The following is a 21,775-nucleotide window of genomic DNA, read 5'->3' as shown; positions in this document are numbered from 1 at the left end:
GAAAACAATGACAACTCTTCAACTACAATCCCCGGCGATGCCGCGCAAATTCTGGTCAGGCATGGTTCTGTTCTGCCTCGCGCTGCTGGTTGCCCCCGTGGTGGCCACGCAGCTTGGCGGCAACTACTGGGTGCGCGTCATCGACTTCGCCCTGCTCTACATCATGCTGGCGCTGGGGCTTAATATTGTGGTGGGCTACACCGGCCTGCTGGATATGGGGTTTATCGCCTTTTACGCGGTCGGGGCTTATCTCGCTGCACTGATGGCCTCGCCACACCTGCTGGAGGTGTTTCCTCTCCTCGACGTCTGGTTCCCGGACGGGCTGCACACGTCATATCTGCTGATTATCCCGCTGGCGGCGCTCGTCGCTGCGGTCTGCGGCATTTTACTGGGTGCTCCCACGCTGAAGCTGCGCGGAGACTATCTGGCGATAGTGACCCTCGGCTTTGGCGAAATCATCCGCATCCTGATGCGCAACCTCGACCGTCCGGTGAACATCACCAACGGTGCGAAGGGCATTACCGGGGTGGATACGCTGAATCTGTTCGGCCTGAAGTTTAGCGGCGTATACCACTGGTTTGGTTTCAAAGTGCCCGCGCTGTGGCTGTGGTACTACCTGCTGATGCTGGTGATTGTGGCGATTATTTTTGTCTGCCTGCGCCTGCAGCATTCCCGTATTGGTCGCGCCTGGCACGCCATCCGTGAGGATGAAGACGTCGCACGGGCGATGGGCATCAACGTGCGTAACTATAAGCTGCTGGCCTTTGCGATGGGTGCCTCTTTTGGCGGCGTGGCGGGTGCCCTGTTCGGCGCGTTTCAGGGCTTTGTCTCCCCGGAATCCTTCACGTTACAGGAATCCATTGCCGTACTGGCGATGGTGGTGCTCGGCGGTATGGGACATATTCCGGGCGTGATCCTCGGCGCGGTGCTGCTTACCGCCCTGCCGGAACTGCTGCGCAGTCAGGCAGCCCCGGTTCAGCAGGCGCTGTTCGGCACGGTGCTGATTGACCCGGAAGTGCTGCGGCAGCTCTTCTACGGCCTGGCGCTGGTGCTGGTCATGCTGGTGCGTCCTTCAGGCATCTGGCCGGTGCGCCACAAGGAGGTGAAAGCATGAGCCTGTTAACCGTACGCAATATGTCAAAACGCTTCGGCGGGCTTACCGCCGTGGATGATGTGTCGATCGCAGTGAACAAGGGCGAGATCTACGGGCTGATCGGCCCCAACGGCGCGGGGAAAACCACCTGCTTTAACCTGATCACCGGGCTTTATCCGGCGGACAGCGGTGAATTTTCCATTGCCGATAAGCCCTATTTTCCAAAGCACATTGAGAAAGTCACCGCCGCCGGGATTGCGCGCACCTTCCAGAACGTGCGCCTCTTTAACGACATGTCGGTGCTGGAAAACGTGATGGTGGGTCGCCACGTGCGCACCCGTAACGGCCTGTGGGCCGCGCTGAGCCGCCACAAACGCGCTCGCGCGGAAGAAAGGCAGACCCGGGAGCTGGCCTGGCACTGGCTGGAGTACACCGGCATTGCGAAGTTCGCCCACTACCGCGCCTGCGATCTGGCGTATGGTCATCAGCGCCGTCTGGAGATTGCCCGCGCGCTGGCAACGGATCCGCTGCTGCTGGCGCTGGACGAACCCGCCGCCGGAATGAACGCAGCGGAAAAAGTGGCGCTCGGCGAGCTGCTTATCCGCCTGCGCGATGACGGTAAAACCCTGCTGATGATTGAACATGACGTCAAGCTGGTGATGGGCATCTGCGATCGCCTGACGGTGCTTGATTACGGCAAAACGCTCGCCAGCGGCACGCCGGAGAGCGTACGTCGCGACCCGGCAGTGATCGCCGCCTGGCTTGGAGGCAACGCCCATGTCTGAATTACTCAAGGTCGAACGTCTGGACGTGCATTACGGCGGCATTCAGGCCGTACGCGATGTCTCTTTTACCCTGCGCGAGGGCGAACAGGCTACGCTGATCGGCGCTAACGGCGCGGGGAAAAGCTCCACCGTGCGCGCCATTACCGGGCTGGAAAGCTTTAGCGGCAGTATTGAATTCAACGGTAAAGCGGTACGTAAGCACACCCCCGAAACCCTGCTCCGCTACGGGTTGGTCATGGTCCCGGAAGGACGAGGGATCTTCTCCCGCATGACGGTGCTGGAAAACCTGCAGATGGGCGCCTGGCTCAGGCGTGACACTGTCACCGTTAAGCAAGAGATGAACGCCATTTTCGAGCGCTTCCCGCGCCTGGGAGAACGCCAGCATCAGCTCGCCGGCCTGCTTTCCGGCGGAGAACAACAGCTGCTGGCCCTTAACCGCGCCCTGCTCAGCCGCCCGCGCCTGCTGATCCTCGACGAACCCTCGATGGGCCTCGCCCCGAAGATGGTCGAAAACATTTTTGCCGTCATTGCCGGTCTGCGGGAGCGCGGCGTTGCCCTGCTGCTCATCGAGCAAAACGCCCGTCTCGCGCTGGAAGTCACCGACAGCGCGTGGGTAATGGACAGCGGCAGCATTGTTCATCATGGCGAATCGAAAGCGCTGCTCAATGACGACCAGATTGCACAGATTTATTTGGGCGAAATGCCCGTTTAACAACACCAGCCAACATCAGGGAAATACAATGAAAACAGTAAAAATCAGTGCGCTTAGCGCCGCTATCCTCCTCGGCAGTTTTGCCTCGACGGCCGCGTGGGCAGCCGACGGTGAAACCGTGGTTATCGGTCTGGCAGGCCCGCTTACCGGCCCTTCTGCCCGTATCGGTAAAGATCTGGAGAACGGCGCGCAGCTGGCAATTGACGACATTAACAAGCAGCACCCGACCATCGGCGGCAAAGCGGTGACCTTTAAACTGCAGTCCGAAGACGATCAGTCCGACCCGCGCACCGCCGTGGCCGTGGCGCAGCGTCTGGTGGATAGCGGCGTGGCGGGCGTGGTCGGTCACTGGAACACCGGTACCAGCATTCCTGCCGCACGTATCTATCACGATGCGGGTATCGCACAGGTGGCACCGGTCGCGACCGGTCACGCCTATACCAAACAGGGTTTTGATACCAGCTTCCGCGTGATGGGCCACGACGACGACGGCGGCCAGTTTGCCGGGCAGTACGCGGTCAATACGCTGAAAGCCAAACGCATTGCGGTGATCGACGACCGTACCGCCTTTGGTCAGGGTCTGGCGGACCAGTTTATTAAATCGCTGGAAGCGCAGGGCGTGAAGGTTGTCGATCGTCAGTACGTTGATGATAAAACGGTGGACTTCAGCGCCGTGCTGACCGCTATTCGCAGTAAAAACGCCGATCTGATCTTCTTCGGCGGCGTCGACAGCCAGGCCGCACCGCTGGCGCGTCGCATCAAACAGCTGGGCATGAACGCCACGCTGATGGGCGCAGGCGGATTTGTCAGCCAGACGTTCCTGCAGCTGGCCCAGAAAGAAGGCGAAGGCGTAGTCGCGCTGGAGCCGGGTCTGCCCGTTGACCAGATGCCGGGTGGAAAGGCGTTCGAACAGGCCTATCAGTCCCGCTACCATACCCATATCGAACTGCACGCTCCGTTCGCCTATGACGCCACCCGCGTGCTGGTTGCGGCGATGGAAAAAGCAGACTCCGTTGAGCCGTCCGACTATCTGCCCGCCCTGCGCGCCATCAGCTACTCCGGCGTCACCGGACAGATCGCGTTTGATAAAGAAGGTAACCTGAAATCGCCGTCTTTCACCGTTTACAAAGTTGTCGACGGCAAATGGCAGCCGCAGACCGTGCTGGGCGGCGCAAAAGCGAAGTAACGCAGCGAGGCAATGTGATGAGTGATAATAACGAGCTGGGCATTCTCGCCCGCCGCAAAATTGAAGCAGAAATTATTAAGCCAATCTATGAAATCCTGGTGCGCGAGATAGGGAAAACCCGCGCCCAGGCGGTCATTGGCGAGGCCATTGAGCAGGCCGCGATTGACGCTGGCAAAGCGTTTGCCAGCAAAGAACCCAACGGCGCGGACGTAAAGAGCTTTATCGCCCTGCAGTATCTGTGGGAAAAAGATAACGCTCTGGACGTGAAGGTGATCGACGCCGACGACCAGCAGTACAACTACAACGTGACCCGCTGCCGCTACGCGGAGATGTATCACGAAATGGGGCTGGGCGAGATTGGTCATCTGCTCTCCTGCGCGCGCGATGAAAAATTCATCGTTGGCTATGCGCCGGACGTGAAGCTGACCCGCACGACCACCATCATGCAGGGCGGTTCGTGCTGTGATTTCCGCTACCGCAGCAGTAAGGACAAGACATGATCCGCATCAACGCCGAACGGCTGTGGTCAACGCTTGAGATGATGGCGCAGATCGGCGGCACGCCCGCCGGTGGCGTGACCCGTCTGGCACTGAGCGAGGAAGATCGTATTGCGCGTAACCTGCTGCGCGACTGGGCGCTGGACGCGGGTTTCACCTGCGACGTCGACAGCATGGGCAATATGTTTATCCGTCGACCGGGGAAAAACCCGCAGCTTGCTCCGGTCATGACGGGTTCACATGTGGATACCCAACCGCTGGGCGGTAACTACGACGGGGTTTACGGCGTGCTGGCCGGGCTGGAGCTGCTGCGAACCCTTAACGATCGTCACGTTGAGACCGAGCGTGACGTTGTGCTGGTGAACTGGACTAACGAAGAAGGCGCGCGCTTTGCGCCAGCCATGCTCTCTTCAGGGGTCTGGATGGGGCAATTTAGCGAAGCGTACGCGCATGCCCGCGCGGATAACGATGGCATTACCGTGGGCGAAGCGCTGGAGAGCATTGGCTACCGGGGTGAAGCCTCTGTCCGCGCGTTTCCCGTTCACGCCTGCTACGAACTGCACATCGAGCAGGGCCCGATCCTGGAAGATGAAGGTCTGGATATCGGGTTAGTTCGCGCGGCAATGGGCCAGCGCTGGTTTACCCTGACGCTGGAAGGATTCGCCGCCCATGCGGGCACGACGCCGATGCACAGCCGCCGCGACGCGCTGACCGCCTTTGCCGAGCTGGCGCTGAAGGTGGAAGAGATTGGCTATCGGTATGCGCCGGACGGACGCGCGACGATCGGTATGGCGAAGGTTACGCCAAACTCGCGCAACGTCGTGCCGTCTCGCGTGGAATGCAGCGTTGAGTTTCGCCATCCGGCGCAGCAGGCGCTGGAAGCCATGGAAGCGGCGCTGCATAAGGTGGCTGAAAGCCTGAAACTGCGCGGCGTCGCGGCTGCCGTTGAACGCATTTTTGACTACGCGCCCATCGCGTTTGATGCCGAATGCCTGGCTCGTACGGAGAAGGCCGTAGCGGAACTGGGCTATTCGTCGAAACCGATGGTTTCCGGTGCGGGACACGACGCCTGCTATGTCAGCAAAATTGCGCCCGCAAGCATGATCTTTATCCCCTGCGTGAAAGGCATCAGCCATAACGAAGCGGAAAGGATCCTGCCAGAGTGGGCGGAGAAAGGGGCAAATGTATTATTGCATAGCGTCCTGTCTGCGGCCCTTGAGAGATAGAACGGTGCGAAAGCAGGGGACCTCTGCTTTCGCCAGAATCTACACGGCAACGCGTCGGCTGATTTCGACAACCCGATCGCTGGGAAGGTGATAATGGTTGATGACGTGCGTGCAGTTGCGCTTCATAAAAGCAAATATGTGCCGTTGCCAGGCCGCCATACCTGCCTCACCCTCGCCTGCCACAATGGTTTCATGCCCGACATACCAGGTGGCGTCATCCGTGGCAAAAAGCGAGTTAATCTCGCTGACGCCCTGCAACAAGCGCGGGATGTCAGGGTGTTCCATAAAGCCATACTGCGCCACGCCGTGCCAGTATCCCGGCGCGCGCTGCTCTACCCTGATACGTTGTTCTTCCCCCACATAGGGCACATTCAGAATATCAATGGTAAGCGACAACACATCCTGCTGTAGCGCCCGGTTTCGCGCGACATGCCAGCGCATGACCGGCGGGATATTGTTCTGCGTACGGGTCAAAAAGACGGCGGAGCCCGCCACCCTGGGCACCGTCTTTTGCTGAAGCTGGGCAAAGAACGCATCCACGCTGACGCCCTTCTCGCCCACCGATGCGGATACCGCCTTAACGCCGCGGTGCCAGATCAGCATCACCGTACAAATCGCTGCGGCCATCAGCAGCGGAATATAGCCGCCTTCCAGGACCTTAATCAGGTTGGCAAACAAGAAGGTGGCATCAATCACCAGGAAACAGAGGGCAATAAGCGCGCTGCTGACCAGGCTCCAGCGCCACACTTCCCGCATCGCCACAAACAACAGCCCCGTGGTCATCAGCATGGTTAACGACACGGCGATGCCGTACGCGGCGGCAAGCTTATCGGAGGATTTAAAGAACACCACCAGCCCGATGGTCACCACCATCAGCAGCCAGTTTATGATCCCGATATAAATCTGACCGTAGCTTTCTGCCGCCGTCTGTTTGATGCGTAATCGGGGTAACCAGCCAAGCTGAATGGCCTGGCGCGTCATGGAAAACGCGCCGGTAATAATCGCCTGACTGGCGATGATCGTCGCCAGCGCGGCAAGAATGATAAGCGGAACCTGGAGCACAGGCGGACAGAGCGTGTAGAAAAGGTTTTGCTTGCTGTCGGCACCGGCCAGAATCAGCGCTGACTGGCCAGCATAGTTGAGCAGCAGCGAAGGAAAGACGATACCGTACCAGGCAAGCCAGATCGGCTTTTTACCAAAGTGCCCCATGTCTGCATACAGGGCCTCAGCACCCGTCACGCAGAGAAAAACGCCCCCCAGGACCAGGAAACTGGTGTACCCGTTCGAAAACAAAAACGCGATGCCGTACGCAGGGTTGAGGGCCAGCAGTACCGAGGGGTGTTGAACGATCCCCCGCACGCCCAGCGCAGCAATCGCCAAAAACCACAGCGCCATAACCGGGCCAAATATTTTCCCTATGCGGGCGGTACCAAAAGGCTGGATAAGAAACAGCGCCAGCAACACCGCCACCGTCAGGGGTAATATGTACGGCTGGGACTCAGGGATCACCATCTCCAGCCCTTCAAGGGCAGAAAGCACGGAGATTGCCGGGGTTATCGCGCCGTCACCGTAAATCAGCGCTGCGCCAATCAGGGCGGCAAAAATGACCCAGCGCCCGCCTTTGCCTTTTTCCACCAGAAGCGACATCAAGGCCATGATGCCCCCCTCGCCATGATTATCAATCCGCATGGCGAAGGCGGCATATTTTATGGATGTCACCAGGATGAGTGTCCAGGTAATCAGCGAGAGCAGGCCCAGTATGACGCCGGGCGTAGGGTCATGCTCAGAGAGCGAAAGCACCGTCCGGAAGGTATAAAGCGGGCTGGTGCCGATATCACCAAAAACGACGCCCAGCGCCCCCCCTGCAAGCAGGGTTAACCGGGAGAGCGGTTGGGACGGTTCACTGCTGTGGCGAGGGCTCATATTTTCCAGCAAGAGTCAGATAATCCTATAAAAAACATAGCTCATCTGCCCCGCCCGTGCCAACGGCTCGCCCTGTATTACTGCGGCTTGACCTTCGCCAGGCTAAACCAAATCCCCACGGCCAACAGCAGCAGCATTCCGCCCGCGCTGCCCAGCGCCACGCTGTGCGAGGTGATAAACGCGCTTTTCGCCGCCTCAATCACCGACTCCGCCAGCGTCGGGGTCAGATCCTGCGCCACCTTCATCGTCTCACCAATGGATGACGAGGCTTTATCGACGAGCGAGGCATTCAGCCCCTGCGGCAGGTCAATTGACGCCGAGAAGCTGCGGGTCAACAGCAGACCAAAGATGGCGATCCCCAGCCCGGCGCCCAGTTCATAGGACATGGTTTCAATGGCCCCTGCGGCGGCGGCTTTCTCTTTCGGCGCGGCCGCCATAATTGCCGAGGTCGAGGCCAGCAGCGCGCTGGCTGCACTGAAGCCGAGCAGCACCATCAGCCCCCACGCCTGCCACTGCTGCGTGCTGAAGTCGAGCATCGACAGGCCGATAAAGCTGACGGCGCTGAGCCCCATTCCGCCGGCGGCGACGATGCGTAGCCCCAAACGCCCGACCAGCACACCCGCAATAGGACCACTGAACCCGCTGGCGACCATCACCGGCAGCATGAACATTCCCGCTTCAAACGGCGTAAAGCCATGAACAAACTGCAGCTCCTGGGCCATCAGCAGCTCAAAACCGACCAGGGCAATCATGGCGGTCATCGCCATCACCACGCCGCTCAAGATGATGCGATGGCAGAAGAGACGCATGTCGATCATCGGTACGCGAGCGCGGAGCTGAATACGCACGAAGATAAACAGCAGCACCGAGCCGGTCACCAGCGCGGAGGCGACTACCCACGGTGACAGGACGCCTTTTAGCGCGGTTTTCGCGCTGTAGACCAGCAGCAAAATCGCCACAATCAGCATAATGGCATGGCTAATATTCAGCGGCTGCTCCGGGCGGCCCTGCTGAGGAGGCACAAAACGCGCGGCCAGCGAAACCACCACCAGCACGATCGGCACGTTGATCAAGAACACCGAGCCCCAGTAAAAATGCTCAAGCAGCATACCGCCAATCAGCGGACCAAACGCCGCCCCGCCGGAACCCACCGCGGCCCAGACGCCGAGCGCAATATTACGATCCCGCGCGTCGATAAACAGCGTGCGGATCCCGGCCAGCGTAGCCGGAATAATCATCGCTGCACCGATCGCCAGCGAGGCGCGCGCTGCAATCAGCCACCCTGCTGACGGGGCAAAGGCTGCCGCCAGCGACGACAGGCCAAACAGCGCGCTGCCAATCATGAGCAGTCGTTTAAAACCAATGCGGTCACCCAGGGCGCCCATCGGCAGCACCATTCCCGCCATCACCAGCGAGTAAATATCGATGATCCACAGCAATTCATTGCCGCTGGCGCCCAGCGTCATGCTCAATGTCGGCGCCGCCACGTGCAGCACCGTCGCGTCGATCGCCACCGGGATATACACCAGCACGATAATCACTAACGCTAACCACTGACGAAACATAAATTTCCTTTTCTTTAAAACATGGACACATGTCCAGGATGCGATCCTACGTAAAGTTGAACGAGTGTCCAGCTTTTTGTTACACTCGTTTCATTCCCATTGAGAGTAAGTAAACATGCGATATCTGAGCAAGGATGAACGGCGGGAAGCCATCTTACAGGCCGCCATGCGCGTGGCGCTGGCAGAAGGACTGGCGGCCATGACGGTACGCCGTATTGCCGCCGAGGCCAGGGTCGCCACCGGCCAGGTGCATCATCACTTTACGTCCGGCGGGGAGCTAAAATCGCTGGCGTTCGTACGGTTGATTCGCGAGCTGCTGGACGCGGATGTCGCGGGTAAACAGGCCGGATGGCGGGAGCAGCTTCATGCCATGCTCGGCAGCGATGACGGAAGGTTTGAGCCCTATATTCGCCTGTGGCGCGAAGCGCAGATCCTTGCCAGCCGTGATGCCGACATCAAGGGTGCCTATGTGATGACCATGGAGATGTGGCACCAGGAAACGGTGGCGCTTATCAAAGCGGGAACGGAGGCCGGAGAATTGAAGCCGGGCGATCGGGCGGAAAATATTGCCTGGCGCTTGATTGGTCTGGTGTGCGGTCTTGACGGGATGTATATCTTAAACATGCCCGAAATGGACGAAGCCGCGTTTAATAACCATCTTGATACATTAATCACGCTCGAGTTGTTTAATACTCCGTCTAATCAGTGATGTTGCCGGGTGGCGGCGACGCCTTACCCGGCCTACAGCCCACCTCTTTGCGCACTATTTCCCGGCCTGAGGATGCGTATCAAAGCCCGCCATTACCGCCGTCAGCTCCGCCAGTGAAAATCCGTGTTTTGCATCGTCAACGCCCAGTCCAAAACGTTCCTGCATCAGCTGGTAAAGCGCTTTTGCATCCGGCAGGTGGATCTGCTCCTCCACATGGCCATTCTGCCAGTGGGTAAAGTTGAAGTTAGTTAACGTCAGCTTGCCGCCGTCAGGCAGATGGCGACACATCAACAGATGATGACGAAAATGCGACTGCGGCCAGTGCGCCGACCAGAAATTCCCCATCACGTAATCACTGAAATACTGCGTTGTCAGGTCAAACTGATACATCGACTGCCAGTGCTCGTGGTGACGGAACTGCAGCACCCAGTCATTACCCTCGCTCAGCAGTCGATACAGCCCGTGCGGCGTCTCTTGTTCTTCACTGGCGAGCAGACGAATCGGCGCCGTCAGCGTCTGGCCGCCAAACCCGACATCGGCAATCCAGCGCTCACCGTTAAGCTCGACCAATAGCAGGCGGTGCGTGCGCGGGGGCATTTGCGGCGGACTCGCTAATACCACGCGTCCCAGCACGCTGCGCACCGTAAAACCGACCTCGCGCAAGACGCGTTCGAACAGGCCGTTTTGTTCAAAGCAGTACCCTCCGCGACGTGCGGTGACCAGCTTGTCGACCAGGCACCGATCGTCAAGCTGGATTTCGCGCGGCAGAACGACATCAATATTCTCAAAAGGGATCGCACAGTTGTGATGTAAATGCAGCGCACGCAGGGTATCAATATCCACCCGTGTCGGTTGCGTCCAGCCGATACGGGCGAAATAGGCGGTCAGGAATGGGGACATGAATCAGTTTCCTTTGATTGTGATGTTCTGTTTATAAACTAATTTTACGCACTCACTTTGATTTCCGTGCTTTTTCGTCATACTCATCGGTGTAGATGAGGAGATCCTATGAGCCACTTTCGCCCTGTTGAATTACGTCATGCCAGCCGTCTGCTGAACCACGGTCCTACCGTGCTTATTACCAGTCGGGATGAAAGCCTCGACAGACGCAACGTGATGGCCGCCGCATGGTCAATGCCCGTTGAGTTTGAGCCGCCGCGCATCGCGATCGTCGTGGATAAAAGTACCTGGTCGCGTGAGCTGATTGAACGCAGTGGGAAATTTGGCATCGTCATCCCCGGCGTGGCTGCGGCCAACTGGACATACGCGGTCGGTAGCGTCAGCGGGCGCGATGAAGACAAATTCAACTGCTACGGGATCCCGGTCGTGAACGGCCCTGAACTTGGCCTGCCGGTGATAGAAGAAAAATGTCTGGCATGGATGGAGTGTCGGTTATTACCCGTCACCTCCGCAGCTGAGAAATACGATACGCTGTTTGGGGAAGTGGTCTCAGCGGCAGCCGATGAGCGCGCGTTTATCGCGGGACGCTGGCAGTTTGACGAGGATAAGCTGAATACGCTGCATCATCTTGGAGCCGGGACGTTTGTGGCGAGCGGGAAGATGGTGAAGGCGCTGGATTGATTTACTTAATCATATCCTACTGAATTATATTAAATTTCTATGGCATTTTATGTTTACTATTTATTGTGGGTCACGATAGCGGCCACGTTTGCATCTACGATGGTCAGCAGTGGATAAGCGATTTTGTACAACGCACTTTGTATCCCGGACAGGCTTACCGAAATATACAGCCCCATTACGAACTGTTCAGGCATGACTAATGAAAACACTCTGCTTTTTTCTTTTCGCCCTGTCTCCGTTCGCGGTCGCAGATAGCATCTCTTCACCGGGCCAGGCGGCGCTTAAATTCAATCAATGGTATATCGCGCAATTAAATACGAACAAACCGCCAGTACTTAATCCAGACATCATGAACGAGTACGTAGCCTCAGGGACCATTGCAGCAATTAAAGAAATGTACTCTGGCGACAGTAACGAAAAAGACATGCCAGATGCGGATATGTTCATCAAATCGCAGGATTGGGATGAAGACTGGAATCAGATAACCGTCTTACACTCTGATTTTGATGCCGTTTGCACAAACGTCTATATCGCGTTTGGCAAGAAACAAGATCACGTTGTAGCAGATTGTCTCGTTCAGGAAAAAGGCGTATGGAAAGTTCGCTCGGCCACGCTGATAAAGTAAAAACGTGATATGAAAGGAAACGCCCTCTGTTGCAGAGGAAAAAGCACACGATAGCCCAGCGGCTACCGTGTGCAATTCATTAACTACTTCGCACGCCGTGAAATAATCTCATCCGCAACATTCCGCGGTGCTTCCGCAAAATGATGGAACTCCATCGTATACGTCGCGCGCCCCTGGGACATCGAGCGCAATGTCGTGGCATAACCAAACATCTCTGACAGCGGCACGTCAGCACGAATAATCTGGCTTCCGTACTGCTCTGCCATCCCCTGCACCATGCCGCGGCGGGAAGAGAGATCGCCCATAATGTTACCGGCGTACTCTTCCGGTGTTTCCACCTCTACGTGCATGATCGGCTCGAGAATCACCGGATCCGCCCTGCGGGCCCCCTCTTTGAAGCCGAGGATCGCCGCCATGCGGAACGCCATCTCCGAGGAGTCGACGTCGTGATACGAGCCAAACGTCAGCGTCGCCTTGACATCGACTACCGGGTAGCCCGCCAGCACGCCGCTGTTCATCGCTTCCCGCAGCCCTTTCTCAACGGACGGGATATACTCGCGCGGCACCACGCCGCCCTTGGTGGCATCTTCAAATTTAAAACCACTTCCAGGCTCCAGAGGCTCCAGGCTCAGCACCACATGGCCGTACTGCCCTTTACCGCCGGACTGACGGACAAATTTGCCTTCGATATCCTTCACCGCTTTACGCAGGGTTTCACGGTAGGTCACCTGTGGACGGCCAATATTCGCCTCGACGCCAAACTCACGCTTCATGCGGTCAACGATAATCTCGAGGTGTAGCTCACCCATCCCGGAGATAATGGTCTGGCCGGACTCTTCGTCAGTATGCAGGCGGAAAGACGGATCTTCCGCCGCCAGACGCTGCAGCGCGATCCCCATTTTCTCCTGATCGGCCTTGGTTTTCGGCTCGATCGCCAGCGAGATAACCGGATCCGGGAACTCCATGCGTTCAAGCGTGATGACGGCATTCGGATCGGTGAGCGTGTCGCCGGTGGTCACATCTTTCAGCCCCACGCAGGCCGCGATATCCCCGGCGCGCAGTTCGTCCACCTCGTGGCGATCGTTGGCATGCATCAGCACGATACGCCCGATACGCTCTTTCTTCCCTTTCACCGGGTTGTACACCGCGTCGCCTTTGCGCAGCACGCCAGAGTACACGCGGATAAAGGTCAGTTGACCGACGTACGGGTCGCTCATCAGCTTGAACGCCAGGGCCGAGAACGGCTCATCATCGCTTGGATGACGCTCCGCGTGCTGCCCTTTTTCATCAACGCCATCAATAGCGGGCACGTCCAGCGGCGACGGCATCAACTCAATCACCGCATCAAGCATGCGCTGAACGCCTTTATTCTTGAACGCGCTGCCGCACAGCATCGGCTGGATTTCGCCCGAGATGGTGCGAATACGCAGCCCCCTGATGATTTCTGCTTCGTCGAGATCGCCCGTCTCAAGGTATTTATCCATCAGATCGTCGCTGGCTTCCGCTGCCGCAGAGACCATTTTTTCCCGCCATTCCCGGGCGGTACTGACTAAATCATCCGGCACGGGCGCATAGGTAAATACCATGCCCTGCGTCGCATCGTCCCACAGAATGGTGCGCATCTTGATGAGATCCACCACGCCGGTGAAATGATCTTCGGCACCCACCGGGATGACAATCGGCACCGGATTGGCCTTCAGGCGTTCCTGCATCATCCGCACGACGCGGAAGAAATCAGCGCCCGGACGGTCCATTTTGTTGACGAAGGCCAGTCGCGGAACGTGATATTTATTGGCCTGACGCCAGACGGTTTCCGACTGCGGCTGCACGCCGCCCACGGAGTCATACACCATCACGGCACCGTCGAGTACGCGCATGGAACGCTCCACCTCGATGGTGAAATCCACGTGCCCCGGGGTGTCGATGATGTTGATCCGGTGCGGCTCATATCCTCTGTCCATACCCGGCCAGAAGCAGCTTACCGCCGCGGAGGTAATCGTGATCCCGCGCTCTTGCTCCTGCGCCATCCAGTCAGTGGTTGCCGCGCCATCGTGTACTTCACCCAGCTTGTGGCTCATCCCGGTATAAAACAGGATGCGCTCGGTGGTGGTGGTTTTACCGGCATCGATATGCGCGGAGATACCGATGTTGCGATAACGTTCGAGAGGGATGGGTCGGGGCATGATATTTCCTTAAGTCATGTGACTTGTCTGTGACGACCAGGATGGTCGTGCATTCGTTCGTTTGCTATAATAGTCCTATTGTACGAGTATTATCGAACTATTTTTTAACGGTTGACCTATTGTTGATATAGCTCAATCTGACGCCAAACGCAGGAAAACGATGATCCCAAACCACCCTGAAACTGAACAAATACTGCTGGAAAATGTGCTGTTTGCCCTCGGCAACCCGCTCCGGCTGTCGATCATTCGCCGGCTGGCCGACGGCAGCGAACTCAGCTGTAACGCGCTGCGCCCGGAAGACGTGGTGAAGTCAACGATGACCCACCACTGGCGCGTACTGCGCGACAGCGGCGTGATCTGGCAGCGTCCGCAGGGACGAGAAAACATGATTTCGTTGCGAAGAGAGGATCTGGATGCCCGTTTTCCAGGGCTGATGGCGATACTGTTGCAGGTTAAATAATTTCAGTCCCTTGCAGGCGATAGACTGGGATCCGCCGGGTTGTTTTGGTGAGCGTATCAAATACCTCGGCGTCGGACGTCACTATCCTCATCCCTGTTTTGCGTAATCTTTGCACATCCGCCGCGATGCGCTGAATGCCAAACCAGAAAAGCCCGTCGAGTGCCGTTACCGCTAACCCATTTTCCATCGCCAGCTTGAGGCGTTCGCGTGGGGCTTTAACCTGCTGGGCAATTTGCCTGTAAGGTAATTCATTACATCCCGTCGCGTCACTGCGCTGGATCCGCGTTTTCAGCTGATAGGTAAACTCGTCAGGTATTCCGTCGAGATCCCTTTTAAGGCTATAGACGCAGCCAAAGCGCTTGCCGTTAAACAGAACATTTTTCTGACTAAGCTGAAGCTCTTTTCTGACAGCGTCTATCAGCTGGGGCGCACGGGTAAGAAGCAGCCTGAAGGGTAGCTCGAAGCTGGTGACGTAATCCACATTAAGCAACGCGAGGCGCAGCCGCTCCTCTGCACCGCACTTTTGCTCACGACACTCCTCCATCACCTCCGCCCACTGGCGCGTCAGGCGCTCCGGCTCGGCGGCTTCGGTAAGGAGATATTTTTCAATCTGATAATCAACTCTTCCGGTCATCGTGTGGTATCCCGTCGCTGTGGATGCGGTAATTCTATACAGTACGGTGATATTTATAAAGGACTGAACCGCAGCGACATCCTGAAAATGTCGTTGCGATTCAGTATCCTGACGTTTCGGATCAGTGCGCCATAATCCAGCCCATCAGCAGCGTGGCGAAAATCACCGTCGACGCGCCGCCGATGCGGGTGGCGATCTGCGCGAACGGCATGAGCGACATCCGGTTAGACGCGGACAAAATGGCCACGTCCCCCGTTCCGCCCAGCCCGCTGTGGCAGCAGGTCACAATGGCCGCTTCCACAGGATACATATTCAGACGCGACGCGATAAAGTAGCCGCTCAGCGCCATCGCAATCACGACCGAACCGCATACCACCACGTATCCCACCGAGAAGACCGACACCACGCTCTCAAGCGGCACGTATAACATCCCGAGGCCGATCATCAGCGGCCAGACCAGCGCAGCCGAGACGAATTTATAGCAGCTGTGCGCGCCCTGCTCCATCGAGGCCGGGATCGCCCTGAAGTATTTACACAGGACGGCAATCAGGATCATCAGCACCGGGCCGGGAATGTGGACCAGCTTTTCGAATAATCCGCCGACGATGAAAAACGCGCACACCATCAGTAATCCGCCCCCCATCAGATGAAAATCCGTCTGCTGCGTGCTTTGCGCCCCGGCAAACAGGCTGGCGTCGTCTTTACTCCGCGTGAGCATGCCATTTCCCGAAAGCGCAGGACGTTTCGCGCCGAGTCGCGCCAGCGAGCCCGCACAAATGATGGCGAAGATATTCCCGACGACCGCAGCGGGTGCCAGCTGCGCAACGTAGACGTCCGGCGTCTGCCCCAGTATTGCCGAATAGGCCAGGGACAGCGGCAAAATCCCCTCGCCAATCCCGCCGCCAATGATGGGCACAATAATGAAGAAGAAGGTGTGGTAAGGCGTATAACCAAACAGTGAGCCTACAATAAGGCCGCTCAGCACGGCCATGCAGGTTCCCGCCACCAGCGGAACAAACATGCGCATCATCCCCTGGATCAGCAGCACCCGGTTCATCCCCAGAATACTGCCGACCACCAGGCAGGCGATGACGAAATAGAGCAGATTCGCCTCTTTCATCAGCAGATGCACGGTATCAAGGGTATGTTTCCCGAATACGCCAAAATAGACCAGCACCGAGGGCACCATCAGGCACAGGATCGCCGGGCCGCCGATATCTTTCAGCACCGGGATTTGACGCCCCACTTTGGCAAACGCGAAACCGAGGGTCATGATGACCGCGAGACCACCTATCATATTTTTCGGCAGCAGCCCTGCCCAGGCGGACGTCGCTACAATGGCGGCAATCCCGACGAACAGCATCAACGGGACCGTGCCCACCTCGGTATTGTTGAGCCCAAAGGCAAAACGCGAGGTGGGCAGCTCAGAAGTCGGTACAGGATTATCTTTCATATAATCACCTGAAAATTGTGTTCGGATATGCAGAGAAAGGAATAACTGAAGCTATTCCTGATACAAAAAAATGTTCTTAAATATAAATAATGACGTAGATGGCCTTTTCTAAAAACAGGCTCAGGGTGAAATTAACATGAGGTATCGGAGAGAAATGTGAACAATACTACCCTTCCTCTTTAAATAACTTAATTCATCATTAAGTAACTAAAGTATTCATGCCGGTTAATGCAATCTTTTTGAAATTAATAAAACCAGAAAGAGTGTGACCCTTGTCACTCCTGCCCTGCTATCTAAGCGCTAGATTAGCGCTGCAATAAAACACATAAAATACCCTACAGGAAATACTATGCCCTCATTACTATTACAGTCACTGTTTCCGCTCGTCTTTATAATGTTACTTGGATGGCTAAGTGGAAAGCTGGGATATTCCCGGCGTGAAGATGCAAACGTCATGGCAACCGTGGTGATTCGTTTCGCCCTTCCTTTCCATCTTTTTATTGGTGCATTGCATACCGACCCCAATAAAATTAAGAATCTGACCTTTATGGCCGTTTTGGTTGTCGGTTTAATGGGGTCGTATTTACTGACGCTCTTTATTTCACGCTACGTTTTTCGCCACGATATCAAAACCAGCGCTATTCAGTCTCTGGTTTGCGCCTTTCCTGATATGGCCTACTTTGGCGCACCGGTCCTGGCGGTATTGATTGGGCCGGAAGGATTTATCGGTGTGCTGATCGGCAATATTATTACCAGCGTTATCATGATCCCTCTGACTATCGTCCTGATTCGTATGGGTGATAAAAACGGCCATGATGGCCTGGAGGCGCTGCACCCGGGCGCGATGATCGTGCAAAACCTCATCAAAGCGGCACGCAATCCTATCGTCTGGATCCCGGTCTCCGGCGTCTTGCTCAGCCTGGCCGGTGTGCAAATCCCTTCCATTCTCAGCATGCCCATTGAGATGGTGGGCAAGGTTTCAGGCGGACTGTCCCTGTTTGCCCTCGGCCTGTTGTTTTACGGTGAACGTCCAAAGCTGAACGTGCAGACATTTACCAATATCAGTATTAAAAACCTGATTCAGCCGGCAATGATGGCCGCCGCAGGGATCGCCTTTGGCCTGAGCCATACCTTACTGCAGCAGGTTGTGATTATTGGCGCAACGCCTTCCGCTATTGCCGCGGGGATGTTTGCCTTACGCAGCGATACCTATATTGATACCGCATCCTCTTCCATATTAATTGGCACTGCCGTCGGGGTCGTGACCGAAGGCATTATGATCTATTTCATCTCTTAATCTGTTTTATTTAAAAAATTCAGGAGTTAACCATGTCCCGGAAAGAAGTTCTGTACACCCCCTATAACGGGGCCGTATTGCTGGAGAATCCGTTACTCAATAAAGGGCTCGCATTTATTAAAGAAGAGCGTGACAATTTTAATCTGCATGGACTATTGCCGCACAACGTTGAAACCATTGAAGAACAAACCGAGCGCGCATGGGTGCAGTTCTGTCATTTTAAAAGCGATATTTCGCGTCATGTTTACCTGCGAAATATCCAGGACACCAATGAAACGCTCTTTTATAACCTCTTGCGTTCACATCTGAAAGAGACGCTACCAATTATCTATACCCCGACGGTCGGTGAAGCCTGCGAGCATTTCTCCACGATTTATCGACGCGCGCGCGGCCTGTTTATTTCGTGGCCTAACCGCCATCGTATTGATGAGATGCTGCAAAGCTTTTCGCGCAATGACGTTCGCGTGATTGTGGTGACGGACGGGGAACGTATTTTAGGGCTTGGCGATCAGGGTATCGGCGGAATGGGCATCCCAATTGGCAAGCTGTCGCTGTATACCGCCTGCGGGGGGATCCATCCGGCCTCCACCCTCCCGATTATGCTGGATGTCGGCACCAATAATCAGCAGCACCTCGACGACCCGATGTACATGGGCTGGCGTCATCCGCGCATCAGCGACGATCAGTATGCTGAGTTTATGGATATGTTTGTCAGCACCGTTAAAGCGCGCTGGCCCAATGTTCTCCTGCAATTTGAAGACTTCGCGCAGAAAAACGCCACCAGGCTGCTCCAGCGCTACCGCGACCAGCTGTGCTGCTTCAATGATGATATCCAGGGCACGGCAGCGGTCACCGCCGGTACGCTGATGGCGGCGGCCCATGCGGCGGGCACGCGCATTCGCGACCAGCGCGTGGTCTTCCTGGGCAGCGGTTCTGCCGGATGCGGGATAGCTGAAAAAATTGTGGCGCTGATGGTGGATGACGGCCTGACCGAGCCGGAAGCGCGCAGCCGGATCTTTATGGTCGACCGCTTCGGCCTGCTGACCGACGACATGACCAACCTGCTCGATTTCCAGAAAAACCTGCTTACCGCGCGCGACGCCGTTTGCAGCTGGCAGGTAGACGCGAAGAATATTTCCCTGCTGGACGTGGTTAAGAACGCCCATCCCACGGTGATGATCGGCGTTTCAGGCCAGCCGGGGCTGTTCAGCGAAGAGATTGTCAAAGAGATGCATCGCCACTGTCCGCGCCCAATCATCATGCCGCTCTCGAACCCGACCTCGCGGGCGGAGGCCCAGCCGCAGGACCTTATCGCCTGGACCCAGGGTGCCGCGCTGGTGGCTACCGGCAGCCCGTTCGCCCCGGTATTCTGGGAGAATGCGCACTACGAGATCGCCCAGTGTAACAACGCCTATATTTTCCCGGGCCTGGGGCTGGGCGTCCTGGCCTGCAACGCGCGCCGGGTAACGGAAGAGATGCTGATGGCAGCAAGCCGCAGCCTGGCCGCGCAGTCTCCGCTGGTCACCACGGAAAAAGGTGGGCTGCTGCCGCCGGTAGACCAGATTGAAACAGTCTCACGCCAGATTGCAGTCGCCGTCGCCCGGGCCGCGATTGAACAGGGCATGGCTCCGGCGATAGATGATGAGACGTTGATGGCGCGTATCGAGAAGACCTGGTGGCGGGCGGACTATGCGCCGTACCGCAGATCTGCGCTGTAGGCCTCGCGCCTGCCCTCACTGCACGATGAGGGCAGGATTGCTGCCTTAGTGCTGGACGCCCGATCGGTCGGAAAGATCGGCGGCGGACAGGATATCAGCCCGCGGCGCCACGCTCCTGCGGCGGGCATACCGGTCAGGCTGACCTTCAGGACGCGTTTTGAAGCGCCGGTGCAGCCACATATACTGTTCTGGCGCCATGCGTACCGCCTGCTCAATTGCCCTGTTCATCTGCGTCGCCACAGATTCTTTATCTCCCCCCTGCAGCGCCTCGCTGATATCCTCCAGAATAATCAGTTCGTAGCCGGTGCCGTCCGCCCTGCGGCGCGGCACAAAGGGAATGACGGCAGGCTTAGCGCTTTTGACCAGCATATAGCTACCCGCGGTCGTGGCGGCATCCGGAACCGCAAAAAACGGCACGAAGACGCTATTGGTTTTGCCATAGTCATGGTCCGGGGCGTACCACAAAATCTCATTCTGCTTCAGCGAGCGGATCATGCCCTTTAAATCATGACGATCGAGCATGGTTTTATTTGAGCGCAGGCGTCCGCGCGTCTGAAGCCAGTCCAGCAGCGCATTATTGTTGGGACGATACACCCCAATACCGGGGTTAAGCATGCCAAATATCCGCGCGCCCAGCTCAAGCGTCAGAAAATGCATCCCCACCAGCACCACGCCCTTTCCTTGCGCCCTGGCCTTTTCCATGTGCTCATAACCCGTCACGGTAAAGCATTTCCGCACCCGCCATTCAGGCCAGAACCATGCCATTCCGGTTTCGATCACCCCCATTCCTACCGATTCAAAATTACGCTGCAGCAATGACTCGCGTTCATCCTTTTTCATCTCCGGAAAACAGAGCTCAAGGTTGCGGCGGGCAATCTCAACGCGGCGCGGAAGCAGGCGCATCGCCAGTCGACCAAGACCATGACCGATGCTGAACAGAAGCGGATAAGGGAGCAGCATGATGAGCCACAGTGCGGCAATGCCGGCCCAGCTTAGCCAGTAACGGGGATGAAGAAAGGCGAGTGAAAAACGGGGTAATTTTGTCATGAGAAAATTATCCTTTAACGTGTCTGTCCTTAACCGATTCGGTTGGAGATCTTTCCTAAGGATTGATGAGCTGTCAGTCAGAAACGTAAAGTGTAACGGATAAGACAAAACGCATTTTTATCCATTTTTGCGAAAAGCGGGAAGATGAGGCGGGGAAAAACCGGGAAGGAGAACTCCCCCCGGCAATTGCGCTTACATTGAATAGCCTGGCTTTTTGATTAACTCGTCCAGCTTCGGTCCTATTTCGGTATCCCAGACCTGCGCTTTCCAGTCCTCAGGATCCACCTGATTCAACGCAACGGACACCGAGCCGTCTTTGCTGTTGAAATGGCGAATAATGACCTCAGCAATGTCCTCGGCCAGGGCGTTTTTTTGTTCGTCGTTCAAATCGCGGGGAAAACATTTGATATCTACGTGTGGCATATGCAGGCTTCCAGTTGTGAGTCGTGGCTCCACGTTATCAGATAATACCGTTGGCCTTTAACACCTTGTGCAGTTCCGGCAGCTGACATACGGTATCTGCGATGGCCGTCAGTTTCGGCGTATTGGTCGCAAACCAGCCATGGCGTGGCCCCCAGGTGCGCGCCACCGCGATATAAACGTCCAGCAGCGTCAGCCGTTCACCCAACGCAAACGGGGCGGCCTTGAGCTGAGTTTCGAACCACAAATAGAGGGACTTCCGGTATTCGATGCAGTTTTTTTGCAGCTGTTCCGGCGCGTCCGGCACCCAGCGTTCGGGATAGTCCGCATACGTAAACGTGGGATAGACGTTGGCCACAAACCAGATCAGCAGACGCTGAAACTGCTGGCGTTCGGCCTGCCCCACGGGCGGAGCGAGATCGGGACACCTGTCGAGCACCATCAGGGCAATCGCCGCCGTTTCGGTCATGATGGCGCCATTTTCCAGCGCCAGCGTGGGTACCTGACACAGCGGGTTGAGCTTTTGCAGCAGCTCACGCTGCGGGCCGGGCTGGTCAAACCCGTCCACGTTGATAAATTGATAGGGGATATCAGCCAGGGTTAGCATCACTTCACCGATTGCCGAGCCCCAGCCGGGTACGCCATAGAGTTTAATCATGTT

At 56.7% G+C, this 21,775-nt stretch carries 22 protein-coding genes; 12 read left to right on the top strand and 10 right to left on the bottom strand.

Annotation, left to right across the window (positions count from 1 at the left end; all coding sequences use genetic code 11):
* Positions 1 to 7: 7 nt before the first annotated feature.
* The 6 genes from AB8846_RS03420 to AB8846_RS03395 are packed head-to-tail and all read left to right on the top strand — an operon-like array spanning position 8 to position 5,499.
* Entirely contained in the window at positions 8 to 1,114 is a 1,107-nt protein-coding gene (locus tag AB8846_RS03420; protein ID WP_063142689.1) for a branched-chain amino acid ABC transporter permease, read from the top strand.
* Entirely contained in the window at positions 1,111 to 1,878 is a 768-nt protein-coding gene (locus tag AB8846_RS03415) for an ABC transporter ATP-binding protein (RefSeq protein WP_370732026.1), read from the top strand. Before AB8846_RS03420 ends, AB8846_RS03415 begins: the two co-directional genes overlap by 4 nt.
* Entirely contained in the window at positions 1,871 to 2,590 is a 720-nt protein-coding gene (locus AB8846_RS03410; protein WP_370732025.1) for an ABC transporter ATP-binding protein, read from the top strand. The genes AB8846_RS03415 and AB8846_RS03410 overlap by 8 nt, the downstream gene beginning before the upstream one ends.
* A gap of 28 nt (positions 2,591 to 2,618) precedes the next feature.
* Complete coding sequence (locus AB8846_RS03405; RefSeq protein WP_331412213.1) at positions 2,619 to 3,776, top strand: branched-chain amino acid ABC transporter substrate-binding protein; 1,158 nt, start codon at positions 2,619 to 2,621, stop codon at positions 3,774 to 3,776.
* A 17-nt stretch (positions 3,777 to 3,793) separates the two neighbouring features.
* On the top strand, positions 3,794 to 4,276 hold the full coding sequence (locus AB8846_RS03400; RefSeq protein WP_032656897.1) for an L-2-amino-thiazoline-4-carboxylic acid hydrolase: 483 nt from the start codon (positions 3,794 to 3,796) through the stop codon (positions 4,274 to 4,276).
* The gene (locus AB8846_RS03395) at positions 4,273 to 5,499 is read left to right on the top strand and encodes a Zn-dependent hydrolase (RefSeq protein WP_370732024.1); all 1,227 of its coding nucleotides are present in this window, start codon (positions 4,273 to 4,275) and stop codon (positions 5,497 to 5,499) included. Before AB8846_RS03400 ends, AB8846_RS03395 begins: the two co-directional genes overlap by 4 nt.
* A 39-nt stretch (positions 5,500 to 5,538) precedes the next feature.
* Here AB8846_RS03395 and AB8846_RS03390 read toward each other — a convergent pair whose 3' ends face one another.
* Together AB8846_RS03390 and AB8846_RS03385 are read right to left on the bottom strand one after the other, a co-directional pair.
* Positions 5,539 to 7,422, bottom strand: a complete 1,884-nt coding sequence (locus AB8846_RS03390; RefSeq protein WP_370732023.1) for a potassium transporter Kup — start codon at positions 7,420 to 7,422, stop codon at positions 5,539 to 5,541.
* Between the two features lie 77 nt (positions 7,423 to 7,499).
* The gene (locus AB8846_RS03385) at positions 7,500 to 8,987 is read right to left on the bottom strand and encodes an MFS transporter (RefSeq protein WP_370732022.1); all 1,488 of its coding nucleotides are present in this window, start codon (positions 8,985 to 8,987) and stop codon (positions 7,500 to 7,502) included.
* Between the two features lie 115 nt (positions 8,988 to 9,102).
* Here AB8846_RS03385 and AB8846_RS03380 point away from each other — a divergent pair, with 115 nt between their 5' ends.
* Positions 9,103 to 9,696, top strand: a complete 594-nt coding sequence (locus AB8846_RS03380; protein ID WP_370732021.1) for a TetR family transcriptional regulator — start codon at positions 9,103 to 9,105, stop codon at positions 9,694 to 9,696.
* A 54-nt stretch (positions 9,697 to 9,750) separates the two neighbouring features.
* On the opposite strand, the gene nhoA is transcribed toward AB8846_RS03380, so the two are convergent.
* Positions 9,751 to 10,596: an N-hydroxyarylamine O-acetyltransferase gene (gene nhoA / locus AB8846_RS03375; protein ID WP_370732020.1), complete on the bottom strand. Its 846-nt coding sequence runs from the start codon at positions 10,594 to 10,596 to the stop codon at positions 9,751 to 9,753.
* A 108-nt stretch (positions 10,597 to 10,704) separates the two neighbouring features.
* On the opposite strand from nhoA, the gene AB8846_RS03370 reads away from it, so the two are divergent.
* A complete protein-coding gene (locus AB8846_RS03370) occupies positions 10,705 to 11,277 on the top strand; it encodes a flavin reductase family protein (protein WP_063142679.1) in 573 nt (190 codons plus the stop codon).
* Between the two features lie 56 nt (positions 11,278 to 11,333).
* On the opposite strand, the gene AB8846_RS03365 is transcribed toward AB8846_RS03370, so the two are convergent.
* The gene (locus AB8846_RS03365; RefSeq protein WP_370732019.1) at positions 11,334 to 11,486 is read right to left on the bottom strand and encodes a hypothetical protein; all 153 of its coding nucleotides are present in this window, start codon (positions 11,484 to 11,486) and stop codon (positions 11,334 to 11,336) included.
* Here AB8846_RS03365 and AB8846_RS03360 point away from each other — a divergent pair.
* The gene (locus AB8846_RS03360) at positions 11,477 to 11,902 is read left to right on the top strand and encodes a DUF3828 domain-containing protein (RefSeq protein ID WP_370732018.1); all 426 of its coding nucleotides are present in this window, start codon (positions 11,477 to 11,479) and stop codon (positions 11,900 to 11,902) included. The genes AB8846_RS03365 and AB8846_RS03360 overlap by 10 nt on opposite strands.
* Before the next feature lie 83 nt (positions 11,903 to 11,985).
* Here AB8846_RS03360 and fusA read toward each other — a convergent pair whose 3' ends face one another.
* A complete protein-coding gene (fusA, locus tag AB8846_RS03355) occupies positions 11,986 to 14,085 on the bottom strand; it encodes an elongation factor G (protein ID WP_331412205.1) in 2,100 nt (699 codons plus the stop codon).
* 160 nt (positions 14,086 to 14,245) lie between these two features.
* On the opposite strand from fusA, the gene AB8846_RS03350 reads away from it, so the two are divergent.
* On the top strand, positions 14,246 to 14,545 hold the full coding sequence (locus AB8846_RS03350; RefSeq protein ID WP_063142676.1) for a helix-turn-helix transcriptional regulator: 300 nt from the start codon (positions 14,246 to 14,248) through the stop codon (positions 14,543 to 14,545).
* On the opposite strand, the gene AB8846_RS03345 is transcribed toward AB8846_RS03350, so the two are convergent.
* Together AB8846_RS03345 and AB8846_RS03340 are read right to left on the bottom strand one after the other, a co-directional pair.
* Positions 14,538 to 15,179, bottom strand: a complete 642-nt coding sequence (locus tag AB8846_RS03345; protein WP_370732017.1) for a DNA-binding protein — start codon at positions 15,177 to 15,179, stop codon at positions 14,538 to 14,540. The genes AB8846_RS03350 and AB8846_RS03345 overlap by 8 nt on opposite strands.
* 121 nt (positions 15,180 to 15,300) lie before the next feature.
* Positions 15,301 to 16,632: a 2-hydroxycarboxylate transporter family protein gene (locus tag AB8846_RS03340; protein ID WP_331412203.1), complete on the bottom strand. Its 1,332-nt coding sequence runs from the start codon at positions 16,630 to 16,632 to the stop codon at positions 15,301 to 15,303.
* A gap of 349 nt (positions 16,633 to 16,981) precedes the next feature.
* Here AB8846_RS03340 and AB8846_RS03335 point away from each other — a divergent pair, with 349 nt between their 5' ends.
* Complete coding sequence (locus AB8846_RS03335; protein WP_024909596.1) at positions 16,982 to 17,929, top strand: AEC family transporter; 948 nt, start codon at positions 16,982 to 16,984, stop codon at positions 17,927 to 17,929.
* A gap of 32 nt (positions 17,930 to 17,961) precedes the next feature.
* The gene (locus AB8846_RS03330) at positions 17,962 to 19,647 is read left to right on the top strand and encodes an NAD-dependent malic enzyme (protein WP_370732016.1); all 1,686 of its coding nucleotides are present in this window, start codon (positions 17,962 to 17,964) and stop codon (positions 19,645 to 19,647) included.
* A 45-nt stretch (positions 19,648 to 19,692) separates the two neighbouring features.
* Here AB8846_RS03330 and AB8846_RS03325 read toward each other — a convergent pair whose 3' ends face one another.
* The 3 genes from AB8846_RS03325 to AB8846_RS03315 all read right to left on the bottom strand — a co-directional run bounded on the left by AB8846_RS03325 (position 19,693) and on the right by AB8846_RS03315 (position 21,772).
* Positions 19,693 to 20,694 (bottom strand): Kdo(2)-lipid IV(A) acyltransferase, encoded by a 1,002-nt coding sequence (locus AB8846_RS03325; RefSeq protein ID WP_370732015.1) that lies wholly within the window; start codon positions 20,692 to 20,694, stop codon positions 19,693 to 19,695.
* 192 nt (positions 20,695 to 20,886) lie between these two features.
* Complete coding sequence (gene pptA, locus AB8846_RS03320) at positions 20,887 to 21,117, bottom strand: tautomerase PptA (RefSeq protein WP_370732014.1); 231 nt, start codon at positions 21,115 to 21,117, stop codon at positions 20,887 to 20,889.
* 37 nt (positions 21,118 to 21,154) lie between these two features.
* Positions 21,155 to 21,772, bottom strand: a complete 618-nt coding sequence (locus AB8846_RS03315) for a glutathione S-transferase family protein (RefSeq protein ID WP_370732013.1) — start codon at positions 21,770 to 21,772, stop codon at positions 21,155 to 21,157.
* Between the last annotated feature and the right edge of the window lie 3 nt (positions 21,773 to 21,775).

Source organism: Enterobacter sp. KB-221C9 (genome assembly GCF_041320715.1).
In the GTDB taxonomy this organism is placed as follows: Bacteria; Pseudomonadota; Gammaproteobacteria; order Enterobacterales; family Enterobacteriaceae; genus Enterobacter; species Enterobacter asburiae_D.
This window is presented reverse-complemented; position numbering and strand designations above follow the sequence as displayed.